Raw genomic sequence first — 17,599 nt, forward strand, 5'->3', positions numbered from 1 at the left:
GTCTCCGCCGCTTGCTCAACCCGCGCCCTATGGCGTAGCAGAAACGACCGAGGCTCTAATCGCAGCTGGATGACAGTTCAGTGGCAGGTCAGCGGAACCGGATTTTGAGTGAATCGCGGATTCCAGCGGGCTGAAAATTCCACGGGCGGCGGCGCTTCAAACAAGAGCCGAAGGGTCGGCCGACGCTCCTAACCGACATTTGCCCTTTGAGACCACCCGTCCGATTTACACGCTATAGCCCGATATTACCGCACACGTTCACGCATGGGCTTCAAAGCGGAAGATCTATCGCCTTCTATCTCCACCAGATCAAAGAAGTGGAGATACGGTATGAGCGCTGCCCCGCATGTCGCCCGCAGAACAATTCGCCGGCAGCAGCTACGAGAGATCGTGCCGCTTGCCGACAGCACGATCTACGACATGGAGCAACGAGGAGAATTCCCGCAGCGCTTCTATCTCACCTCACGCTGCGTCGTCTGGGACTTGGCAGAGGTCGAAGCCTGGCTCGACGCTCGACGCCATGCCTCTCGGGCTAACACTGTTAAACGCGCTCCCAGTCCCGACGTAAGATTGCGCCGTTCGCGGCCTGTCAAACACTAGGCTCGAGCTCAAGCAACTCCATTGTGGCCGGGAGCAGAGTCGGGACATACTTCCGCCCCAAGACCCATGCTTCCACCAGATTGGACCACTCCTGCATCATATGCCGGCGCTGATGCTCGTACTCCGCCTTGTTGTAGACGCCACGCGAGGATCGGCCGTCCTCGTGCGCCAGGCACTTTTCGATCCAGTCACTGTTGAAGCCGAGCTCATTCAATAAGGTCGAGCCTGTGCGCCGAAGATCGTGAACAGTGAAGGGTTCGAGTGGCAACCCCTCCTTTTTTGCTCTGACAACGACTGCGGTCGTAATACGGTTGAACGTCGCCCGCGACATCGGCGCGTCAGCGTCATATCGCGACGGAAGGACGTAGCGCGAATTGCCTGCGCAGGTTTTCAGCGCGATGAAGATGTCGACGGCCTGCTGTGACAGATAGACGTTGTGCGCCTTCGACCGCTTCATCCGCTCCTTGGGTATCGACCAGACGGCGTTCTCGAAATCGACTTCATCCCACGTCGCGTCTTGCAGCTCGCTTTTCCTGACCATCGTTAGGAGGAAGAGCTTCATTCCCAGCCGTATAGTCGGCAACGTCGGCACATGCTCGAGCTGACCGAGCATGACGCGGATCTCCGCAGGAGACAGCGAACGGTCTTTGGGAACGAACGTCGCAATCGACGCGGGCCCAACTTCGTCCGCCGGATTCGCGACCTTCTCGCCATGCAAGATCGCGAACGCGAAGATCAGCTTCACGATATCCCGCACATGGACGGCCGTGGCTGGAGCCCCGCGCTCTTTCACTTTCCCGCACATCATGCGGAGATCGTCAGGCGTGATCTCTGTCAGAAGCCTGTTTCGGAACGTTGGCAAGATGTCGCGCTCGTAGATCGAGCGCCGCATGGCGCGCGTGCTGTCCGCCATACGCGACTCCTGGAACCACTTCTCGCCGAACTCGCCGAACCGCTTCGCCTCCTTCAGCCGCCGCTTGTCGTGCTGCTTCTCTTGAGCAGGCGACCGGCCCTCAGAAATGACCCGCTTCGCATCGATCAGCTTCTCGCGAGCCCTGGCAAGCGAGAGGCCATCTGGGCCGTATCGGCCGAGCGTCAGCGTCTCGCGACGTCCGTTGAGGCGGTAGTCGTACCGGAACACGACCGCCCCCGACGGCTGCACCACCACGTACATACCGTCACGATCGCTCACCTTGTACAATTTCTTCTGTGATCTCAGGGCCTTAATCGCAGTATCAGTAAGCATGAGTGCCTCCAAACCGTCTTAAAAACCGGGGAGAGGCGCCGATTATACCGTCAGGCAAAAACAGGCGATGCTGGAAGCACGATTCCCGTTATGAATCAGCCTGTTAACACCAAAAATAATACCGTCATCAGCTCTCTCAGCTGTGACGGTATAGAGAAATTCGCGATCGAACAAGTTGGCCCGTACCGTCTGCTATACCGTCAAATCGGAGCGCTGCCCCTCGATAGACGGCGATAGATGGCATCATAATTATCCTGATATTTCAATGCGTTATAGCGTATCGGAGCGTACAAACGGATACTGTCGGAGGGGTAAAAATCATTCCCACTCGATCGTCCCCGGCGGCTTCGACGTGACGTCGTAGACGACGCGGTTGATGCCTTTGACCTCGTTGATGATGCGGGTGGCGGCGCGGCCGAGGAAGGCCATGTCGTAGGGGTAGAAGTCCGCCGTCATGCCGTCCACCGACGTCACCGCGCGCAGCGCGCAGACGAAGTCGTAGGTGCGGCCGTCGCCCATCACGCCGACGGTCTGCACCGGCAGCAGCACGGCGAAGGCCTGCCAGATCGCGTCGTAGAGCCCCGCCTTGCGGATCTCGTCCAGATAGACCGCGTCGGCGTTCTTCAGGATCTCCAGCTTCTCGCGGGTGATGCCGCCCGGGCAGCGGATGGCGAGCCCCGGCCCCGGGAACGGATGCCGGCCGACGAAGCTGTCGGGCAGGCCGAGCGTGCGACCGAGCGCCCTCACCTCGTCCTTGAAGAGTTCGCGCAGCGGCTCCACCAGCTTCATGTTCATGCGGTCCGGCAGGCCGCCGACGTTGTGGTGGGACTTGATGGTCACCGACGGACCGCCGGCGAACGACACGCTTTCGATCACGTCCGGATAGAGCGTGCCCTGGGCGAGGAAGTCCGCACCGCCCAGCTTCTTCGCCTCGGCCTCGAACACGTCGATGAACAGCCGGCCGATGGTCTTGCGCTTCTGCTCGGGGTCGGAAACGCCCTCGAGCGCACCGATGAACAGGTCGGCCGCGTCCACGTGCACCAGCGGGATGTTGTAGTGCTCGCGGAACATCGACACGACCTCCTCGGCCTCGCCCTTCCGGAGCAGGCCGTGGTCGACGAAGATGCAGGTCAGCTGGTCGCCGATCGCCTCGTGCAGCAGCACCGCGGCGACGGAGGAATCGACGCCGCCGGACAGCCCGCAGATGACCCGCGACGTGCCGACCTGCTCGCGGATCTTCTCCTTGGCCTCGTCGCGGAACGCCGCCATCGTCCAGTCGCCCGAGCAGTTGGCGATCTTGCGGACGAAGTTCTCCAGCAGCTTCGCGCCGTCGGGGGTGTGAACGACCTCCGGGTGGAACATCAGCCCGTAGGCCTTGCGCTCCGGGTTCGCCAGCACCGCATAGGGCGCGCCGTCGGACCTGGCATAGACCGAGAACCCCTCCGGCAGGCGCACGACGCGATCGCCGTGGCTCATCCACACCTGGTGGTGCTCGCCGGTCTCCCAGACGCCCTCGAACAGCGGGCAGTCGGCGACCACCTCCACCGTGGCCCGGCCGAACTCGCGATGGTCGGACGGCTCCGCCTCGCCGCCCATCTGCACGCACATGGTCATCTGGCCGTAGCAGATGCCGAGGATGGGGATGCCGGCATCGAACACCGCCTGGGGCGCGCGCGGGCTGCCGATCTCGGCGGTGGAGGCCGGACCGCCGGACAGGATCACGGCGTTCGGCTGCGTCCGCTGGAACGCCTCCTCGGCGGACTGGAACGGCGCGATCTCGCAATAGACGCCCGCCTCGCGCACCCGGCGCGCGATCAGCTGGGTCACCTGGCTGCCGAAGTCGATGATGAGGATGAAGTCGTGGCGGTCGGCGGGGCGTTCGGTCATGAGCGGGTCATCCCGTAGGCGGGTCGCGGGGAGATCGGATGTTATCCTTCGCGCCGTTCCATCACGGCAACGAAAAAGCCGTCGGTGCCGGTGGTCGCCGGCGAAAGCACCATGCCGAACGGCACCTCGCGGGCCGGCACCGCGGTCAGCGCTTCGCCCTTCGCCCGGTCGGTGGTGAGCGGTGCGAAGGCGGGCGCCCGGGCCAGGAACGCCTCGATCTGGCGGCTGTTCTCATCGGCGAACAGCGAGCAGGTCACGTAGACCAGCCGGCCGCCGGGCCGCACGTAGGCCGCGCCCTGATCGAGCACGCCGGCCTGTTCGGCGATGCGGGTGGCCAGCGCCTCCGGCGAAAGCCGCCACTTGGCGTCGGGCCGGCGCCGCCAGACCCCCGAACCGGAGCACGGCGCATCGACCAGCACCCGGTCCATCTTGCCCGCAAGCCCCGACAGGTCCCCGTCGGCGGCGTGGACCTGGACGTTGCGGGTGCCGGCCCGGCGCAGGCGCTCGAAGATCGGCTGCAGGCGGGAGCGGTCGCTGTCGAAGGCGTGGACCTGGCCGCGGTTGTCCATCTCGGCGGCCAGCGCCAGCGTCTTGCCGCCGGCGCCGGCGCAGAAATCCAGGATCTGCTCGCCGGGCGTGGCCCCGGCCAGCATCACGGCGAGCTGGCTCGCCTCGTCCTGCACCTCATACCAGCCCTTCTGGTAGCCCGGCTCGCGAATGACGTTCGCCTGGCGCTCGAACTCGCGGCCGACGCCGATGCGCACGCCGAGTGTCGAATGGGGTGTCGGCACGGCGCCGAAGCGCGACAGCGCCTTCAGCACCTTGTCCCGGGAAGACTTCAAGGCATTGGCGCGCAGGTCGATCGGCGCCCGGGCGGCAAGGGTCGCCGCCTCGATGATCCAGTCGCCGCCGAAGGTGGCTTCCAGATGCGGCACGGCCCACTCGGGAACGTCGGCGTGGGCGGCTTCCGGCGCGGTGCTCAGATCGACGTTGGCAAGGGCCGCGCGTTCGTCGGCGTCGAGCGCACCTGGTCCGAAATCGCCATCCTGCAGGATCGCGTCGAGGGCCTCGATGTCCCAGCCCCAGCGGCGCACCAGCACCGACAGCACCACGGCGCGGGCGCTGGAAGCCCCCATCAGCCAGGACGAGGACGCCCGCCAGCGCAGCGCGTCGAACACCAGATTGGCAATCGCCGCCCGGTCGCCGGAGCCCGCGAACCGATGGGCGTTGCCCCAGTCCTTCAGGACCTCCGTCACCGGCCGATGCTGGGTTTCGATGGTCTCTAGAACGTCGATCGCAGCCTGGATGCGTCCGCCAGCGCGCATTGAACCTCAGCTCTGGTTGTCCGGGCCGTCGGCCCGCACGGACCGCGCGGGCTCAGCCAGTGGGGTAGCGCGCCGTCGCTCAGGCGTCCGTCGGATAGTTCGGGCTCTGGCGGACGATGGCGACGTCGTGGACGTGGCTTTCGCGCAGGCCGGCATTGGTGATGCGCACGAACCGGGCGCGTTCCTGCAGGAGCGGGATCGTCTCGGCGCCGACATAGCCCATCGCCGAGCGCAGGCCGCCGGCCAGCTGATGGAGGACGCTGGCGATCGGCCCCTTGTAGGGCACCTGCCCCTCGATGCCCTCGGGCACGAGCTTCAGGGTGTCGCGCACCTCCGCCTGGAAGTAGCGGTCGGCGGAGCCGCGGGCCATGGCGCCCACCGATCCCATGCCGCGATAGGCCTTATAGGAACGGCCCTGGTGCAGGTAGACCTCACCCGGGCTTTCGTCGGTGCCGGCGAGCAGCGAGCCGATCATGGCGCAGGAGGCGCCGGCGGCGAGCGCCTTGGCCAGATCGCCGGAATACTTGATGCCGCCGTCGGCGACGACCGGAACGCCCAGGGCGGAGGCGACTTCCGCCGCCCCCATCACCGCGGTGAGCTGCGGCATGCCGACGCCGGCAACGACGCGGGTGGTGCAGATGGAGCCCGGTCCGATGCCGACCTTGACGGCGTCCGCCCCGGCGTCGATCAGCGCCCGGGTGGCCTCCGGCGTGGCGACGTTGCCGGCCAGCACCTGGACCGAATTGGAGAGCTTCTTCACCCGGCGGACCGTGTCGAGCACGCGTTCGGAGTGGCCGTGGGCGGTGTCGACGACGATCAGGTCGACCCCGGCATCGATCAGGCGCTCGGAGCGCTCCATCGCCGCATCCTCGACAGAGGTCGCCGCGGCGGCCCTGAGCCGTCCCTGCTCGTCCTTCGAGGCGTTGGGGTTCAACTGCGCCTTCTCGATGTCCTTGACGGTGATCAGGCCGATGCACTTCTGCGCGTCGTCGACCACCACCAGCTTCTCGATCCGGTGCTGATGCAGGAGCCGCTTGGCCTCGGCCTGGGTGACGCCATCGCGCACCGTGATCAGGTTTTCCTTGGTCATCAGTTCGTGGATGGGCGTGTCCGGGTCGGAGGCGAAGCGCACGTCGCGGTTGGTGAGAATGCCGACCAGCCGGCCGACGATCTGGCCTCCGGTCTCGCCGTTCTCGACCACCGGGATGCCCGAGATGTGAAAGCGCTCCATCAAGGCGAGCGCATCCTTCAGGCGGGCGTTCGGGCCGATCACCACCGGATTGACCACCATGCCGGATTCGAACTTCTTGACCTGGCGGACCTGCTCGGCCTGCTCTTCCGGGGTCATGTTCCGGTGGATCACGCCGAGGCCGCCGGCCTGGGCCATGGCGATGGCCAGCTTGGCCTCGGTCACGGTGTCCATCGCCGCGGAGATGATCGGCAGCGACAGGGCGAGCGACCTGGTGACGTAGGTCGACAGGTTCGTCGCGTTCGGCATCACCTCCGAGTGCCCCGGAATCAGGAGCACGTCGTCAAAGGTGAGCGCCTCGCGCCCGCTGTGGGTCTCAATGATTTGTGCCATCCGCCGCCTCGACGATCAGGGAGGAAAGGGGCGCACATCGAGCGGGCAATGAGCCCGCCCGCGTGAACAGTTCACGCTTCTATGCGGTGGCGCAGGTCTTTACCATGACGGAACGCGCCACGCAAAATGCCGATCACGCATAGCTGCCAATTGTCCCCCGCTCTCCACATTCGGGGTAGACTGTATGGGTTTGTTGGCTTCGACGGCGCGGCACGCCTCCCTGCCCGGCTCAAAAATCCCTTCAAAATCAATCAGCTGGAATTGCCTCTCGTGGCCCGCCCCAATGTCACTGCCCTGATCGTCGCCTCGGCGCTGTTCATGGAGAACATCGATTCCACGGTGATCGCCACGTCGCTTCCGGCTGTCGCGGCCGATCTCGGCACCGATCCGATTCGCCTCAAGCTGGCGCTGACCTCCTATCTCCTCAGCCTCGCCGTGTTCATTCCGATATCTGGCTGGGCGGCCGACCGGTTCGGCGCCAAGACGATCTTCCGGTCGGCCATCGGCGTGTTCCTGCTCGGCTCGATCTGCTGCAGTCTGTCGTCCACGCTGCCAGAATTCGTGCTGGCGCGGATCCTCCAGGGCGCCGGCGGCGCGATGATGACGCCGGTCGGCCGCCTAGTCGTTCTGCGGACCACGCCCAAGGACCAGATCCTGTCGGCGCTGGCGTGGCTGTCGATTCCGGCCCTCATCGGCCCGATGATCGGGCCGCCGCTCGGCGGCTTCATCACCACCTATTTCGACTGGCGCTGGATCTTCTGGATCAACGTGCCGGTGGGCGCGGTCGGCGTCCTGCTGGTCACCTTTCTCATCGACAACATCCGCATGCCCGAGGTGGTGCCGCTCGACCGCACCGGCTTCGCCCTGTCCGGGGTTGGCCTGTCGGCGCTGATCTTCGGGCTGTCGGTGATGGGCCAGCGCATGATGCCGTTGCCGGCCTCGCTCGCGCTCGTCCTCGGCGGGCTCGCCTGCATCGCCCTCTATGTGCGCCACGCGCGGCAGGTGGCGCACCCGCTGCTGGACCTCGACCTGCTGAAAGTGCCGACCTTCCGGGCCAGCGTGTTCGGCGGGTTCTTCTTCCGGGTGGGCGTCGGCGCGATCCCGTTCCTGCTGCCCCTCACCCTGCAGCTCGGGCTGGGGATGAACCCGTTCCAGGCGGGCTCGCTGGTGTTCGTGACGACCATCGGCGCGCTGCTGATGAAGTTCACCGCGCAGCCGATCGTCCGCCGCTTCGGCTTCCGCCGGGTCCTCATCGTCAACGGGCTGGTCAGCGCCACGATCCTCGGCAGCATGGGGCTGTTCGCGCTCGGTCCGGCCACCGCCGTGATCATCACGGTGCTGCTCGTGGGCGGCTTCTTCCGCTCGCTGCAGTTCTCCTGCATCAGCGCGCTGGCCTATGCCGACATCCCCCAGAAGCACATGAGCCGCGCCACCAGCTTCGCCAGCGTCGCCCAGCAGGTCGGCCTGTCGACGGGTGTCACCGCGTCGGCCTTCATCCTGGAATTCCAGCGCGCCGGCCGGCCAGACGGCGCGATCATCCCCGGCGATTTCCTGACCGCGTTCGTCGTCGTCGCCGGAATTGCAGCCCTGTCCATCCTGGTGTTCCGGCAGCTGTCGCCAGCCGCCGGCGGACAGATGTCCGGCCATGTCGCACGTACCCCGGCACCGGCACGGCCCTGAGACCCAGCGCTACACGGTCCGTGGGTCTTCGCGGTCCCAGTCCTCCGGGTCGCGCGGATCGCTGTCGGCCTCGTCGTCCTGCGCCTGGCCGTGCGGCCGGGCAGCGAGACCGCGGAAGCCAGTCGCCAGCACGTACTGCTCCGCCGATTCCGAGCGGCTCGCCTTCGGCTTGATGTGCCGCACCTTCTCGAAGTTGCGGTGCAGTTCGGCCAGCAGCGTCGCCTCGGTGCCGCCCTGGAACACCTTGGCCAGGAAGCTGCCGCCCGGGTCCAGCACGGTGCTGGCGAAGTCGGCCGCGACCTCGCACAGATGCATGATGCGGATGTGGTCGGTCTGGCGGTGTCCGGTGGTGGGTGCCGCCATATCGGAGAGCACGCAGTCGGCCTTGCGGCCGCCGAGGGCGGCGATCAGCGCCGCCGGCGCATCGTCGTCCAGGAAGTCCTTCTCCAGCAGCGTCACGCCCGGCAGGTGGTCGACGTGCAGATAGTCGATGCCGACGACGCTCGGCGCCTCGGGCCGCGAGCCGACGCGCGCCGCCGCAATCTGCGACCAGCTGCCCGGCGCGGCCCCCAGATCGACGACCCGCATGCCGAGCTTCAACAGGCCGTAGCGGTCGTCGATCTCCAGCAGCTTGTAGGCCGCGCGCGAGCGGTAGCCCTCCGCCTGGGCGCGGCGGACGTAGGGATCGTTGAGCTGGCGCTCGAGCCAGCGCACCGACGAGGCCCGCCGTCCCCGCGCGGTCTTCACGCGGGTCTTGAGGCCGCGGCTGCCATCGCCGCCGGAATTGCGGGTCATCGGGCCGGCCCGGCCGAAGAGGTTGCCGGCGTCGGTGGGCGGCCGGTGCGATCCTGCGCCATCAGTTCCATCAGTATTCCTTCACGCAGGCCCCGGTCGGCAACGCGCAGCCGCCGGCAGGGCCAGCGGCGTCGGATCGCCTCCAGGATTGCACAGCCGGCCAACACGAGGTCGGCCCGGTCCGCGCCAATGCAGGGATTGGCGACGCGCTCGTGGAACGGCATCGCCAGGATGCGTCCGATCATCGCGTCCACATCCCGCTCATGGAGCCAGGTGCCGTCGACGCGGCGTCGGTCGTAGCGCTCGAGCCCGAGGTGGACCCCGGCGAGCGTGGTGACCGTACCCGAGGTGCCGAGAAGATGCACGCGCCCGCGACCGACCACCTGGTCGAGGGCGCCGCCCTGATCGAGCCGCTCGAGCAGGCTCGAGACGTCGTCGACCATCGCCTCGAACTTGGCGGCATCCACCTCGACCCCGCCGTGGCGCTCGGCGAGCGACACGACGCCGACCGGCAGCGAGGTCCACGCCCGGATGCAACGGGTGATCGCCACGCCGGTCAGCCGGTGACGGCCCGACAGGTCGACCCAGACGATCTCCGACGAGCCGCCGCCGATGTCGAACAGGACGACGCCCTCGGAGCCGCGGTCGATCAGCGTTGAGCAGCCGGCCACCGCGAGCCTCGCCTCTGTCTCGCGGCTGACGATCTCCAGGCTGAGACCGGTCTCGCGCTCCACCCGGTCGACGAACTCAGGGCCGTTGGCAGCCATGCGGCAGGCTTCGGTGGCGATCAGGCGAAACCGGTCGACCCGGGCATGCTCGAGCTTGCGGGCGCAGACTTCCAGGGCTTCCATCGCCCGCGCCATCGCCGGCTCGCTGATCCGTCCGCAGCCGGACACCCCCTCGCCCAGCCGGATGATCCGCGAAAACGCGTCGATGACGCGGTAGCCGCCGCCGCGCGCTTCGGCGACCAGCAGCCGGCAATTGTTGGTGCCGAGATCGAGCGCGGCGTAGCGCCGCCCCGACGCCGCCCCGGGCGCGCCGTGGCGGGCAGCCGGTCCTGCAGCCGGTTGCTGGTCCCTGTCACGCTTGTATCCGCGACGGCGACGCGTCCCGCCCTGATCGGGATCGGCCGGAACGCTGCAGTGGCGAAGCTCCGCCTCGCGCGAGGGCATATCCGTCGCGCACGGCCTCTCGGCAGGTCCCTGCGGCCCCGCCACCCGCAATCTTGCGGGAGGCGCGCCGACGTCGTCCGTGCCATCCATCCTTCATCCGCTCCCGGCGGAGCAGTGCGCCCGTTCCCCACCGGCAAGGAGACCGCAACCGACACGGCCGGTTCCGGCGGCTCCTTGCAGCACGGCGCTGCGTGTTCCGCCTTTTGTTGGAACAAGTGTAGCAATCCGCGGGCCAACGGCCAAACGTTGCTTGCATGGCGACCTGGCGGCAGAGGCGCACCAGGCGCGGCCGCGCTGCGACCCGCCCGGATGCGGGGCCGGGTATTGCACCCGTTTCGTCCCAGGCCCTGGTCCGGCCTCCGGACGGCGAAGCGGTCACCAATCGGCAGGAAACCTGCCTACGCTGGCCGGCCCGGCGGGCCGCTGGTCAGATGGTCGATGAGGATGCCCAGCGCACGCCCGCCCTCGCTCGCCTCGCGGCGGATCACGCACAGCTGCCGGTCCGCCCATGGCTCCGCCAGCGGCCGCCCTTCGATCTCCAGCGCGGCGAGATAGCGGGTCACGCCGCTTTCGCGGATGAAGCCGATGCCGAGGCCGACTTCCACGAGGCGCCGCAGCGAATCGTAGCGCGACACCTCGAAGTGCTTGCGCACCGAGCGCTCGATGGTGGTGGCCGCGGCCGCCAGCAGCGATTCCGTCGAGGCGCCGCCCATCATGGAGATCACGTCGTACTCGATCGCGCGCTCGAAGCGGATGCCTTCGCCGGGCGCGACGCCGTCGAACAGCGGATGGCCCTTGCGGCCGATCACCCAGACCGGATCGCTGGCATAGGGAAACTTCAGAAGGCCGGGCGGCAGATGATGGTCGACGACCACGCCCACCCCGGCGGTTCCGTCGGCGACGGCGCGCGCCGCGTCGAAGTTCATCCCTTCGGCCAGCATGATGCGGATGCCGGGGTAGGTCCGCTCGAAGACGGCAAGGTCGTCGGCAAGCCGTCCGCTGACGGCCGCGGCGACGGCGGCCAGCCGGATCTCGCCGCGTTCGCCGGCCGCGTGGGCATCGAGGTCGGCGCTCAGCGACTTGGCGATTTCCAGCATGTGCTCGGCGCGGCGCAGCACGGTCTCGCCTGCCGACGTCAGCCGCACGCCCGCCGCGCCCCGCTCCAGAAGGGTCTGACCGACGGAGGCTTCCAGGTCGGCGAGACGCTTGGAGACGGCAGAGGTCGCCAGGTCGAGTCGGCGCGCGCCGGCGGCGATGCCACCGGCATGGGCAACCGCGACGAAGCAGCGAAGGGTGGTGAAGTCGGGATCTCTCACGGCGCAGGACTATTGAACGCGCGCGACAAAAAATCCAGCCGGAAGGACCGTTTTCGGCCCGGCACGCCCGCCCGGTCGATCCGAAGCGACCCCACGTCGGAACGGCCGGGTGCATTCGTGCCCGGACGGATCGGGATGGCCGTAGGTATTGATCTGGTGCGAACGCCTGCGGATCGACCCGACCGGTGCGCCAGGGACGCACCGGTCGGGGATGCAGCTCGGGCTTGGGAGGAACCGGAGCGGCGTGGCGGCAGCCGGCCGGGCGGGGCCGGGCTTACAAGGTCGTAGAGTATGGGAGCCGGCAGATGCCGTGATCCGGCATCCTCGGCAGAAACGTGTCAGCGGCGCAGGTAGGCGCGCTTCCCCATCACCACTTCGATCGCGTCCTGGGGCAGCGCGTCGCCTTGGTCGGCGGCCACCGACAGGCGCCGCGCCGCGCGGAGAATCTCGAAGAACGAGGCTTCGGTGCGCGGGGTGGTGGCGGACCGGGTGTCGGCGATGGGAGCGGTGTCGGTGATGAAAGCCATGGTGCGTCTCGTGCGTGGGAGGCCGGTGCGATTGCTGTGACCCCAAGATGGGCAGGAATTTTGCATCGCACAATGCGAAGTCTGTGAAAGCCCCTTTCTCCATTCGCGATGGCATGACATCCGACCCGGGAGAGATGGCATCCGACCCGGGAGGGGCTGGCTGCGGTCAGGTCGAACATCTCCCCGGTCGGCAATGGCTTCAGGGTCAGGCCCTCGAGTGATCCCGCGGCGCGACCGCGGGACATCTCCGGTGCGCCGCAGCGGCCCGTCCACAGGCATCGCGCACAGGCCCTTGCCTCATTTTCCAAGAAGGCTTATGGGACACCCTCTGACGGCGGGGGCGTGTAGCTCAGCGGGAGAGCGTTCCGTTCACACCGGAAAGGTCACAGGTTCAATCCCTGTCACGCCCACCATTGTTTCCAATGGCCTGACCGTCAGACATCCCCAAAAGCAGACCCTGCCCGTTCAGCCGGCGATCACGCTGACATGGGCCGCGATCACCTTCCAGCCGTCCGGTGTGCGCATCCAGGTCTGGCTCTGACGACCGGTTCCATTGGTCCCTTCCCGTTCGAACAGCGTCATCGCCGTGGCCATGTCGCGGCCGTAGGTCGTGATGGCGGTCCGGCGCAGCGTGCGATCCAGGTTCTTGCTGCTGCGCCCAGCCCGGAAGGCCCTGATCTCGTCGTAGCCGTAGAGGTTCTCGCCGGCGCCGTAGCGGATCGTGTGCGGACTGTCCCAGAACAGCGCGTCGAGGACCCCGACGTCGTTGGTGACCAGCGCGGTCTCGTAGCGCGCGAAGGCCGCTTCGACCTCCGCCTTCACGTCGGGAAGGTTGATTTCCATGGCAAGACTCCTGGTCAGAACGCGGCGACGGAGCCGTCGCTGCGCGGATCGGCTGCGCCCTCGATCAGCCCGTCCGGGTGGTGCACGATGGCGCCGGCATGGCCCATCGTGTCGGAGAAGGCCGCCACCAGCTCCACGTCGTGGCCGGCGCCACGCAGGGCCTCGACGACCTCCGGGGCGAAGCGCGCCTCGAGCTTGAGGTTGGTGCTGTCGGCGCCCCAGGTGCGGCCGAGAAGCCAGCGCGGTTCCGTCACCGCCTGCTGAAGGCCGAGCCCGCCCCAGGCATAGCGGGCGAAGATCGCCGCCTGGGTCTGCGGCTGGCCCTCTCCGCCCATCGTGCCGTAGGTCATGGTGCGGCCGTCCTCGAACAACGCCATGGCGGGATTGAGCGTGTGGAACGGCAGCCGCCCCGGCGCCAGGCGGTTGGCATGCGCCGGGTCGAGCGAAAAGCTCATACCGCGGTTCTGCCAGAGCACGCCCGTCGCGGGCGACACCACGCCAGAGCCGAACTCCCAGTAGATGCTCTGGATGAACGACACCGCGCGTCCCTCCCGGTCCACGGCGCCCATCCAGATGGTGTCGCCGGGTGCCGCCGGCTGCGGCCACGGCGCCGCCCTGTCGCGATCGACGGCCGCCGCCATGCGGGAGATCGCCTGGTCGCTCAGGAGGCTGGCGGGCTCGACCTCCATGTAGGCCGGGTCGAACACCGCCGCGTTGCGCACCAGGAAGGCCTGCTTGGTCGCCTCGACGGCGTCGTGGACGAACGCCGCGCCGCAGGTGTCGCGCCGCCCGAGACGGTCGAGGATGCCGAGAATGGCAAGCGACGAGACGCCCTGCGTCGGCGGCGGCATATTGAACAGGCGCGCCCCGCCGATGGCCAGCGACAGCGGCGCAACGCGCTGCGCCCGGTAGCTCTCCAGATCGCCGAGCCGCAAAGGGCTGCCTGCCGCCTCAAGATCCGCGGCCAGCGTGCGTGCGATGTCGCCGCGATAGAAATCGTCGAGGCCGGCTTCGGTGAGCCGTTGCAGCGTTGCGGCGAGCGGCAGGAACCGCTGGCGCGCGCCTTCGCGAGGGACCGCGCCATCGGCGAGGAACGCACCGGCGAAGCCGGAGACGTCCTTCAGCTCGGCCAGCTTGGACGCGGTGAGCTGGACCTGGCTGGCGCAGACCGCCGCGCCGTCGCGGGCGTGACCGATCGCATCGCCGAGAAGCGCGGCCAGCGGCAACCGCCCGCCATATTCCCGCGCCAGGGCAAGGGCCTCCTGCCAGCCGCCGATGGTGCCGGCGACGGTGAGGGCTGCAGGTCCTCCGCGCGCGGGAATGGCGTCCGCGAAGCCGAGCTCGCCATAGTGCTCCGGTGTCGCCAGCCGCGCGGCCGGGCCACAGGCCTGGATGCCGACGGGTTCCGTCCCCGGCGCGTGGACGATCCAGAAGCCGTCGCCGCCGATGGCGTTCATGTGCGGATAGACGACCGCGATGGACGCGGCCATGGCGATCATCGCTTCGATGGCATTGCCGCCCTGCTCCAGCACCCTGGCGCCGGCCCGGCTGGCCAGGTGGTGCGGCGCGGTCGTCATGCCGCCGTAGGCGCGTGGCGTCTTCAGCACGTCGGTCAGCCTCTCACAATGTTGGTCAGCGGAACGGCGGGCGCCTCAGTTGCCGCCGATCCCCTGGTAGACCTGGGAGGGCAGCCACAGGCTGACCTCCGGCACGTAGGTAATCACCGCCAGCGCCACGAGGGCCACCAGGATGAAGGGGGCCGAACCGATCACCGCCTGGCGGTAGGTGACGCCGAGCGTGCTTGCGACGAAGAGATTGAGACCGAAGGGCGGAGTGAACATGCCGATCGCCGCGTTCACCGAGAGCACCACGCCGAGATGCACGGGGTCGATGCCGGCATTCGTGGCCAGCACGAAGAGGAACGGAACGAGGATGATGATGATCGAGTTGGGGTCGAGGAACATGCCGGCGATCAGCACCACGACGTTGATCACCATCAGGACCTTCACCGGGTTATCGCCGATGTCGGAGAGCAGCGACTGAACGGCGACGGAAAAGCCCGATGTGGTGAGATACCACGCGAAGGCCGAGGCGGCGGCGACGACGATCATCACCTGCGCGGTGGTGACGGCGGACTCGAGCAGGACGGCGAGCAGCCCCTTCATGTCGAGTTCACGGTAGACGACCATCGTCACGAAGGCCGCGTAGGCGACGGTGACGGCCGCGGCCTCCGTCGGAGTGAACAACCCGCCATAGATGCCGCCGAGCACGATGACCGGGATCGCGATGCCCCAGGCCGAGGCCTTGAGGTTGCGCAGGATCTCGCGGCCCGACCAGGACGCGCCGCGCGCCAGGCCGACGCGCCAGGCGTAAATCATCGACATCGCCATGAAGGCAGCGCCGTAGATCAGTCCCGCTCCCAGCCCCGCCATGAACAGTGCGCCGATCGAGACGCCGGTGACGGCGCCGTAGACGATCATGAAGATCGATGGCGGGATGACGATGCCAAGCGAGCCCGCGCTCATGAGCAGGCCGATCGAGAACGGTTTGCGGTAGCCCGCCTCGCCCATCGCCGGCAGCATGATCTTGCCGACGGCGACCACGGTGGCTGGGCTCGATCCGGAGATCGCGCTGAAGAACATCGAGCTGGCAACCGATGTCATGGCGAGCCCGCCCGGCAGCGCACCGACCAGCGAGACGGCGAGCGCCGTGAGGCGCCGCGACAGGCCGCCGCTCGCCATCAGGTTGCCCGCCAGGATGAAGAACGGGATTGCCATCAGCGGGAACTTGTCGACCCCGGAGAAGAGCCGCTGGATCACCAGCTCCGGCGGCGTCGAGGTGGTGGTTGCCAGGAAAACGATCACCGGCAGGCAGAGCGCGACGAAGATCGGCACGCTCAGGGCCAGCAGGACGGACACGGCGGCAGCGAAGCCGAGGGGCATGCGGGGAACTCCTGGCGGCTCAGGGGGCCGAGCCGGCGTGGTGGGCGGGCGGCCGGTAGGCGGCCTGCGCGAAGCGCACCGTCATCAGCGCGAAGCCGATGGGCAGCGCCAGATAGATCCACCACATCGGGATCTCGAGGGACGGCGAGAGCTGGCGGAACATCATCATCTTCATCACCAGGCCGATGCTGAACCAGGCAAGCACCGCGCAGGAGAGCGACGACACGACGAGACCGATCCGCGTCACCGCGAGCGCCGCGCGTGGCGGCAGGAATTCCGGGAGGGCATCGATGGTGATGTGTGCCCCCACGAGGGCGGCGCGGCTGCCGCCGATGAAGACGAGCCACACGATCGCGTAGCGGGTCGCCTCCGCCGCCCACGGAAGCGCGATGTTGGCGACGACCCGCAGGAAGATGTCAGCCACCAGGAAGATCACGGATGCGGAAAGCGCGCCGACGAGGAGCACGATCTCGATGCCCGTCAGCGTCCTGGCCGCCACGCGCACGAGCGCCCGGGCGCCGCCCCTCTTGGCGGCACCCGGGTTGCTCGCGTCCTTCTCGGCGGGGCCGCCGTTCATTCGGCGCTGAGCTCGTCGATCTTCGTGTAGGTGCGCTCGAGCAGGTCCGGGCCGATCTTCTCGGCGAACCGGGCGTGCACCGGCTTCATCGCTTCGGAGAAGCTCGAAATCTGCTCCGGCGTGAGCTCGACGATCTCTGTCGTGCCGGCGTCGGCGATCTCCTGCAGATAGCCTTGCTGCAGCTCCGCGGACTTTTCGCGCTGATAGACGCCGGCCTCCTGGGCCGCTTCCATCAGGATGTCCTGCGTCTTCTCGTCGAGCCCGTCGAACCAGACCTTGGAGAAGATCATGGCGGTGCCGAGATAGCCATGGTTCGACAGCATCATGTAGTCCTGAACCTCGTAGAACTTCATCTTGAGGATCGAGACGATCGGGTTCTCCTGGCATTCCACCACGCCCTGCTGCAGGGCGGAGTAGGTCTCGGAGAAGGCGATCGGGATGGCGGTGGCGCCGAGTTCTTCGAACTGGGCGATGAGGAGCGGGCTTTCCATCACCCGGGCCTTGTGGCCGTCGAGATCCGCCGGGCTGGTCACCTTGTGATTGCAGGTGAGCTGCTTGAAGCCCGACTCCCAGAACATCGCGCCGACGAAGCCCGAGTCCTCGAGGTCCGCGAGGACCTCCATGCCGACGTCCGAGTCGAGGAACTGGTAGGTGACCTCGGGGCTCGGGAACAGGAACGGCAGGTCGATCAGCTGCAGGCTCGGCGCGAAATTCGACAACTTCGCGGTGGGAATGGGCGCGGCCTGGACGGCGCCGAACTGCATCTGCTGGGCGACTTCGACATCGTCGCCCAGCGCATTGTTGGCGTAGATCTGGACGTCGATCGCCCCGCCCGTACGCTCCTCGACAAGCTCTTCGAACCGCACCGCCGCCATATGCTGCGCGGAGTCTTCCGGGAGGTCGTGATGGAATTTGAGGACCTCCTGCGCCTGAGCTGAAGGGCCGGCCGCCAGCACGGCGACCAGGGCAAGGCCCGCGGTCGTTGCGCCTCGGCCTTCGGCAAGAAATGGGCGGAGCATGACGATATCCTCTCGTTGGGGCCCGGCGGGTGCGTTTTCGCCGCCGCTCAAGATGCAAGTAAATGCTTACATGCATACTCGGCCTGAT

15 protein-coding genes and 1 tRNA gene are annotated in these 17,599 nt (G+C 67.6%); 3 read left to right on the forward strand and 13 right to left on the reverse strand.

Going from position 1 to position 17,599, the window contains the following annotated elements; all coding sequences use genetic code 11:
- Nucleotides 1-330 precede the first annotated feature (330 nt).
- Nucleotides 331-600: a helix-turn-helix transcriptional regulator gene (locus ACSSVZ_RS15415; RefSeq protein ID WP_453971426.1), complete on the forward strand. Its 270-nt coding sequence runs from the start codon at nt 331-333 to the stop codon at nt 598-600.
- Here the strand turns inward: ACSSVZ_RS15415 and ACSSVZ_RS15420 are convergent.
- From ACSSVZ_RS15420 to guaB, 4 genes are all read right to left on the reverse strand, one after another.
- Nucleotides 590-1,846, reverse strand: coding sequence for a tyrosine-type recombinase/integrase (locus ACSSVZ_RS15420; protein ID WP_453971427.1), 1,257 nt, complete (start codon nt 1,844-1,846; stop codon nt 590-592). The two genes, ACSSVZ_RS15415 and ACSSVZ_RS15420, sit on opposite strands and share 11 nt — an antisense overlap.
- 318 nt (nt 1,847-2,164) lie before the next feature.
- Nucleotides 2,165-3,733: a glutamine-hydrolyzing GMP synthase gene (gene guaA / locus ACSSVZ_RS15425; RefSeq protein WP_453971429.1), complete on the reverse strand. Its 1,569-nt coding sequence runs from the start codon at nt 3,731-3,733 to the stop codon at nt 2,165-2,167.
- 41 nt (nt 3,734-3,774) lie between these two features.
- Nucleotides 3,775-5,058: an RsmB/NOP family class I SAM-dependent RNA methyltransferase gene (locus ACSSVZ_RS15430; RefSeq protein ID WP_453971431.1), complete on the reverse strand. Its 1,284-nt coding sequence runs from the start codon at nt 5,056-5,058 to the stop codon at nt 3,775-3,777.
- A gap of 79 nt (nt 5,059-5,137) precedes the next feature.
- Nucleotides 5,138-6,640, reverse strand: coding sequence for an IMP dehydrogenase (gene guaB / locus ACSSVZ_RS15435; protein WP_453971433.1), 1,503 nt, complete (start codon nt 6,638-6,640; stop codon nt 5,138-5,140).
- 270 nt (nt 6,641-6,910) lie between these two features.
- Between guaB and ACSSVZ_RS15440 the strand changes: the two genes are divergently transcribed.
- Nucleotides 6,911-8,320, forward strand: a complete 1,410-nt coding sequence (locus tag ACSSVZ_RS15440) for an MFS transporter (protein WP_453971435.1) — start codon at nt 6,911-6,913, stop codon at nt 8,318-8,320.
- 9 nt (nt 8,321-8,329) lie between these two features.
- Here the strand turns inward: ACSSVZ_RS15440 and ACSSVZ_RS15445 are convergent, their stop codons facing one another.
- The 4 genes from ACSSVZ_RS15445 to ACSSVZ_RS15460 all read right to left on the reverse strand — a co-directional run bounded on the left by ACSSVZ_RS15445 (nt 8,330) and on the right by ACSSVZ_RS15460 (nt 12,130).
- Nucleotides 8,330-9,115 (reverse strand): RlmE family RNA methyltransferase, encoded by a 786-nt coding sequence (locus tag ACSSVZ_RS15445; RefSeq protein ID WP_453971437.1) that lies wholly within the window; start codon nt 9,113-9,115, stop codon nt 8,330-8,332.
- Nucleotides 9,112-10,377, reverse strand: coding sequence for a Ppx/GppA phosphatase family protein (locus ACSSVZ_RS15450; protein WP_453971438.1), 1,266 nt, complete (start codon nt 10,375-10,377; stop codon nt 9,112-9,114). The genes ACSSVZ_RS15445 and ACSSVZ_RS15450 overlap by 4 nt, the downstream gene beginning before the upstream one ends.
- 308 nt (nt 10,378-10,685) lie before the next feature.
- Complete coding sequence (locus ACSSVZ_RS15455) at nt 10,686-11,603, reverse strand: LysR substrate-binding domain-containing protein (RefSeq protein WP_453971440.1); 918 nt, start codon at nt 11,601-11,603, stop codon at nt 10,686-10,688.
- 338 nt (nt 11,604-11,941) lie between these two features.
- Nucleotides 11,942-12,130, reverse strand: a complete 189-nt coding sequence (locus tag ACSSVZ_RS15460; RefSeq protein ID WP_453971441.1) for a hypothetical protein — start codon at nt 12,128-12,130, stop codon at nt 11,942-11,944.
- A gap of 338 nt (nt 12,131-12,468) precedes the next feature.
- Here ACSSVZ_RS15460 and ACSSVZ_RS15465 point away from each other — a divergent pair.
- Nucleotides 12,469-12,543, forward strand: a tRNA-Val gene (locus tag ACSSVZ_RS15465).
- A gap of 52 nt (nt 12,544-12,595) precedes the next feature.
- Here ACSSVZ_RS15465 and hpxZ read toward each other — a convergent pair.
- From hpxZ to ACSSVZ_RS15490, 5 genes are read right to left on the reverse strand one after another with little or no spacing between them, the layout of a single operon-like run.
- Complete coding sequence (gene hpxZ, locus ACSSVZ_RS15470; RefSeq protein WP_453971443.1) at nt 12,596-12,973, reverse strand: oxalurate catabolism protein HpxZ; 378 nt, start codon at nt 12,971-12,973, stop codon at nt 12,596-12,598.
- 14 nt (nt 12,974-12,987) lie between these two features.
- Nucleotides 12,988-14,580, reverse strand: coding sequence for a gamma-glutamyltransferase family protein (locus ACSSVZ_RS15475; RefSeq protein WP_453971444.1), 1,593 nt, complete (start codon nt 14,578-14,580; stop codon nt 12,988-12,990).
- Between the two features lie 45 nt (nt 14,581-14,625).
- A complete protein-coding gene (locus ACSSVZ_RS15480) occupies nt 14,626-15,915 on the reverse strand; it encodes a TRAP transporter large permease (protein ID WP_453971446.1) in 1,290 nt (429 codons plus the stop codon).
- 19 nt (nt 15,916-15,934) lie between these two features.
- Nucleotides 15,935-16,492 carry a TRAP transporter small permease gene (locus ACSSVZ_RS15485; protein WP_453971447.1) on the reverse strand — a complete coding sequence of 186 codons (558 nt, stop codon included), beginning with the start codon at nt 16,490-16,492 and terminating at the stop codon, nt 15,935-15,937.
- Nucleotides 16,489-17,511, reverse strand: a complete 1,023-nt coding sequence (locus tag ACSSVZ_RS15490) for a TRAP transporter substrate-binding protein (protein ID WP_453971449.1) — start codon at nt 17,509-17,511, stop codon at nt 16,489-16,491. The genes ACSSVZ_RS15485 and ACSSVZ_RS15490 overlap by 4 nt, the downstream gene beginning before the upstream one ends.
- Nucleotides 17,512-17,599: the final 88 nt, after the last annotated feature.

The sequence above is a fragment of the Amorphus sp. MBR-141 genome, assembly GCF_053628695.1.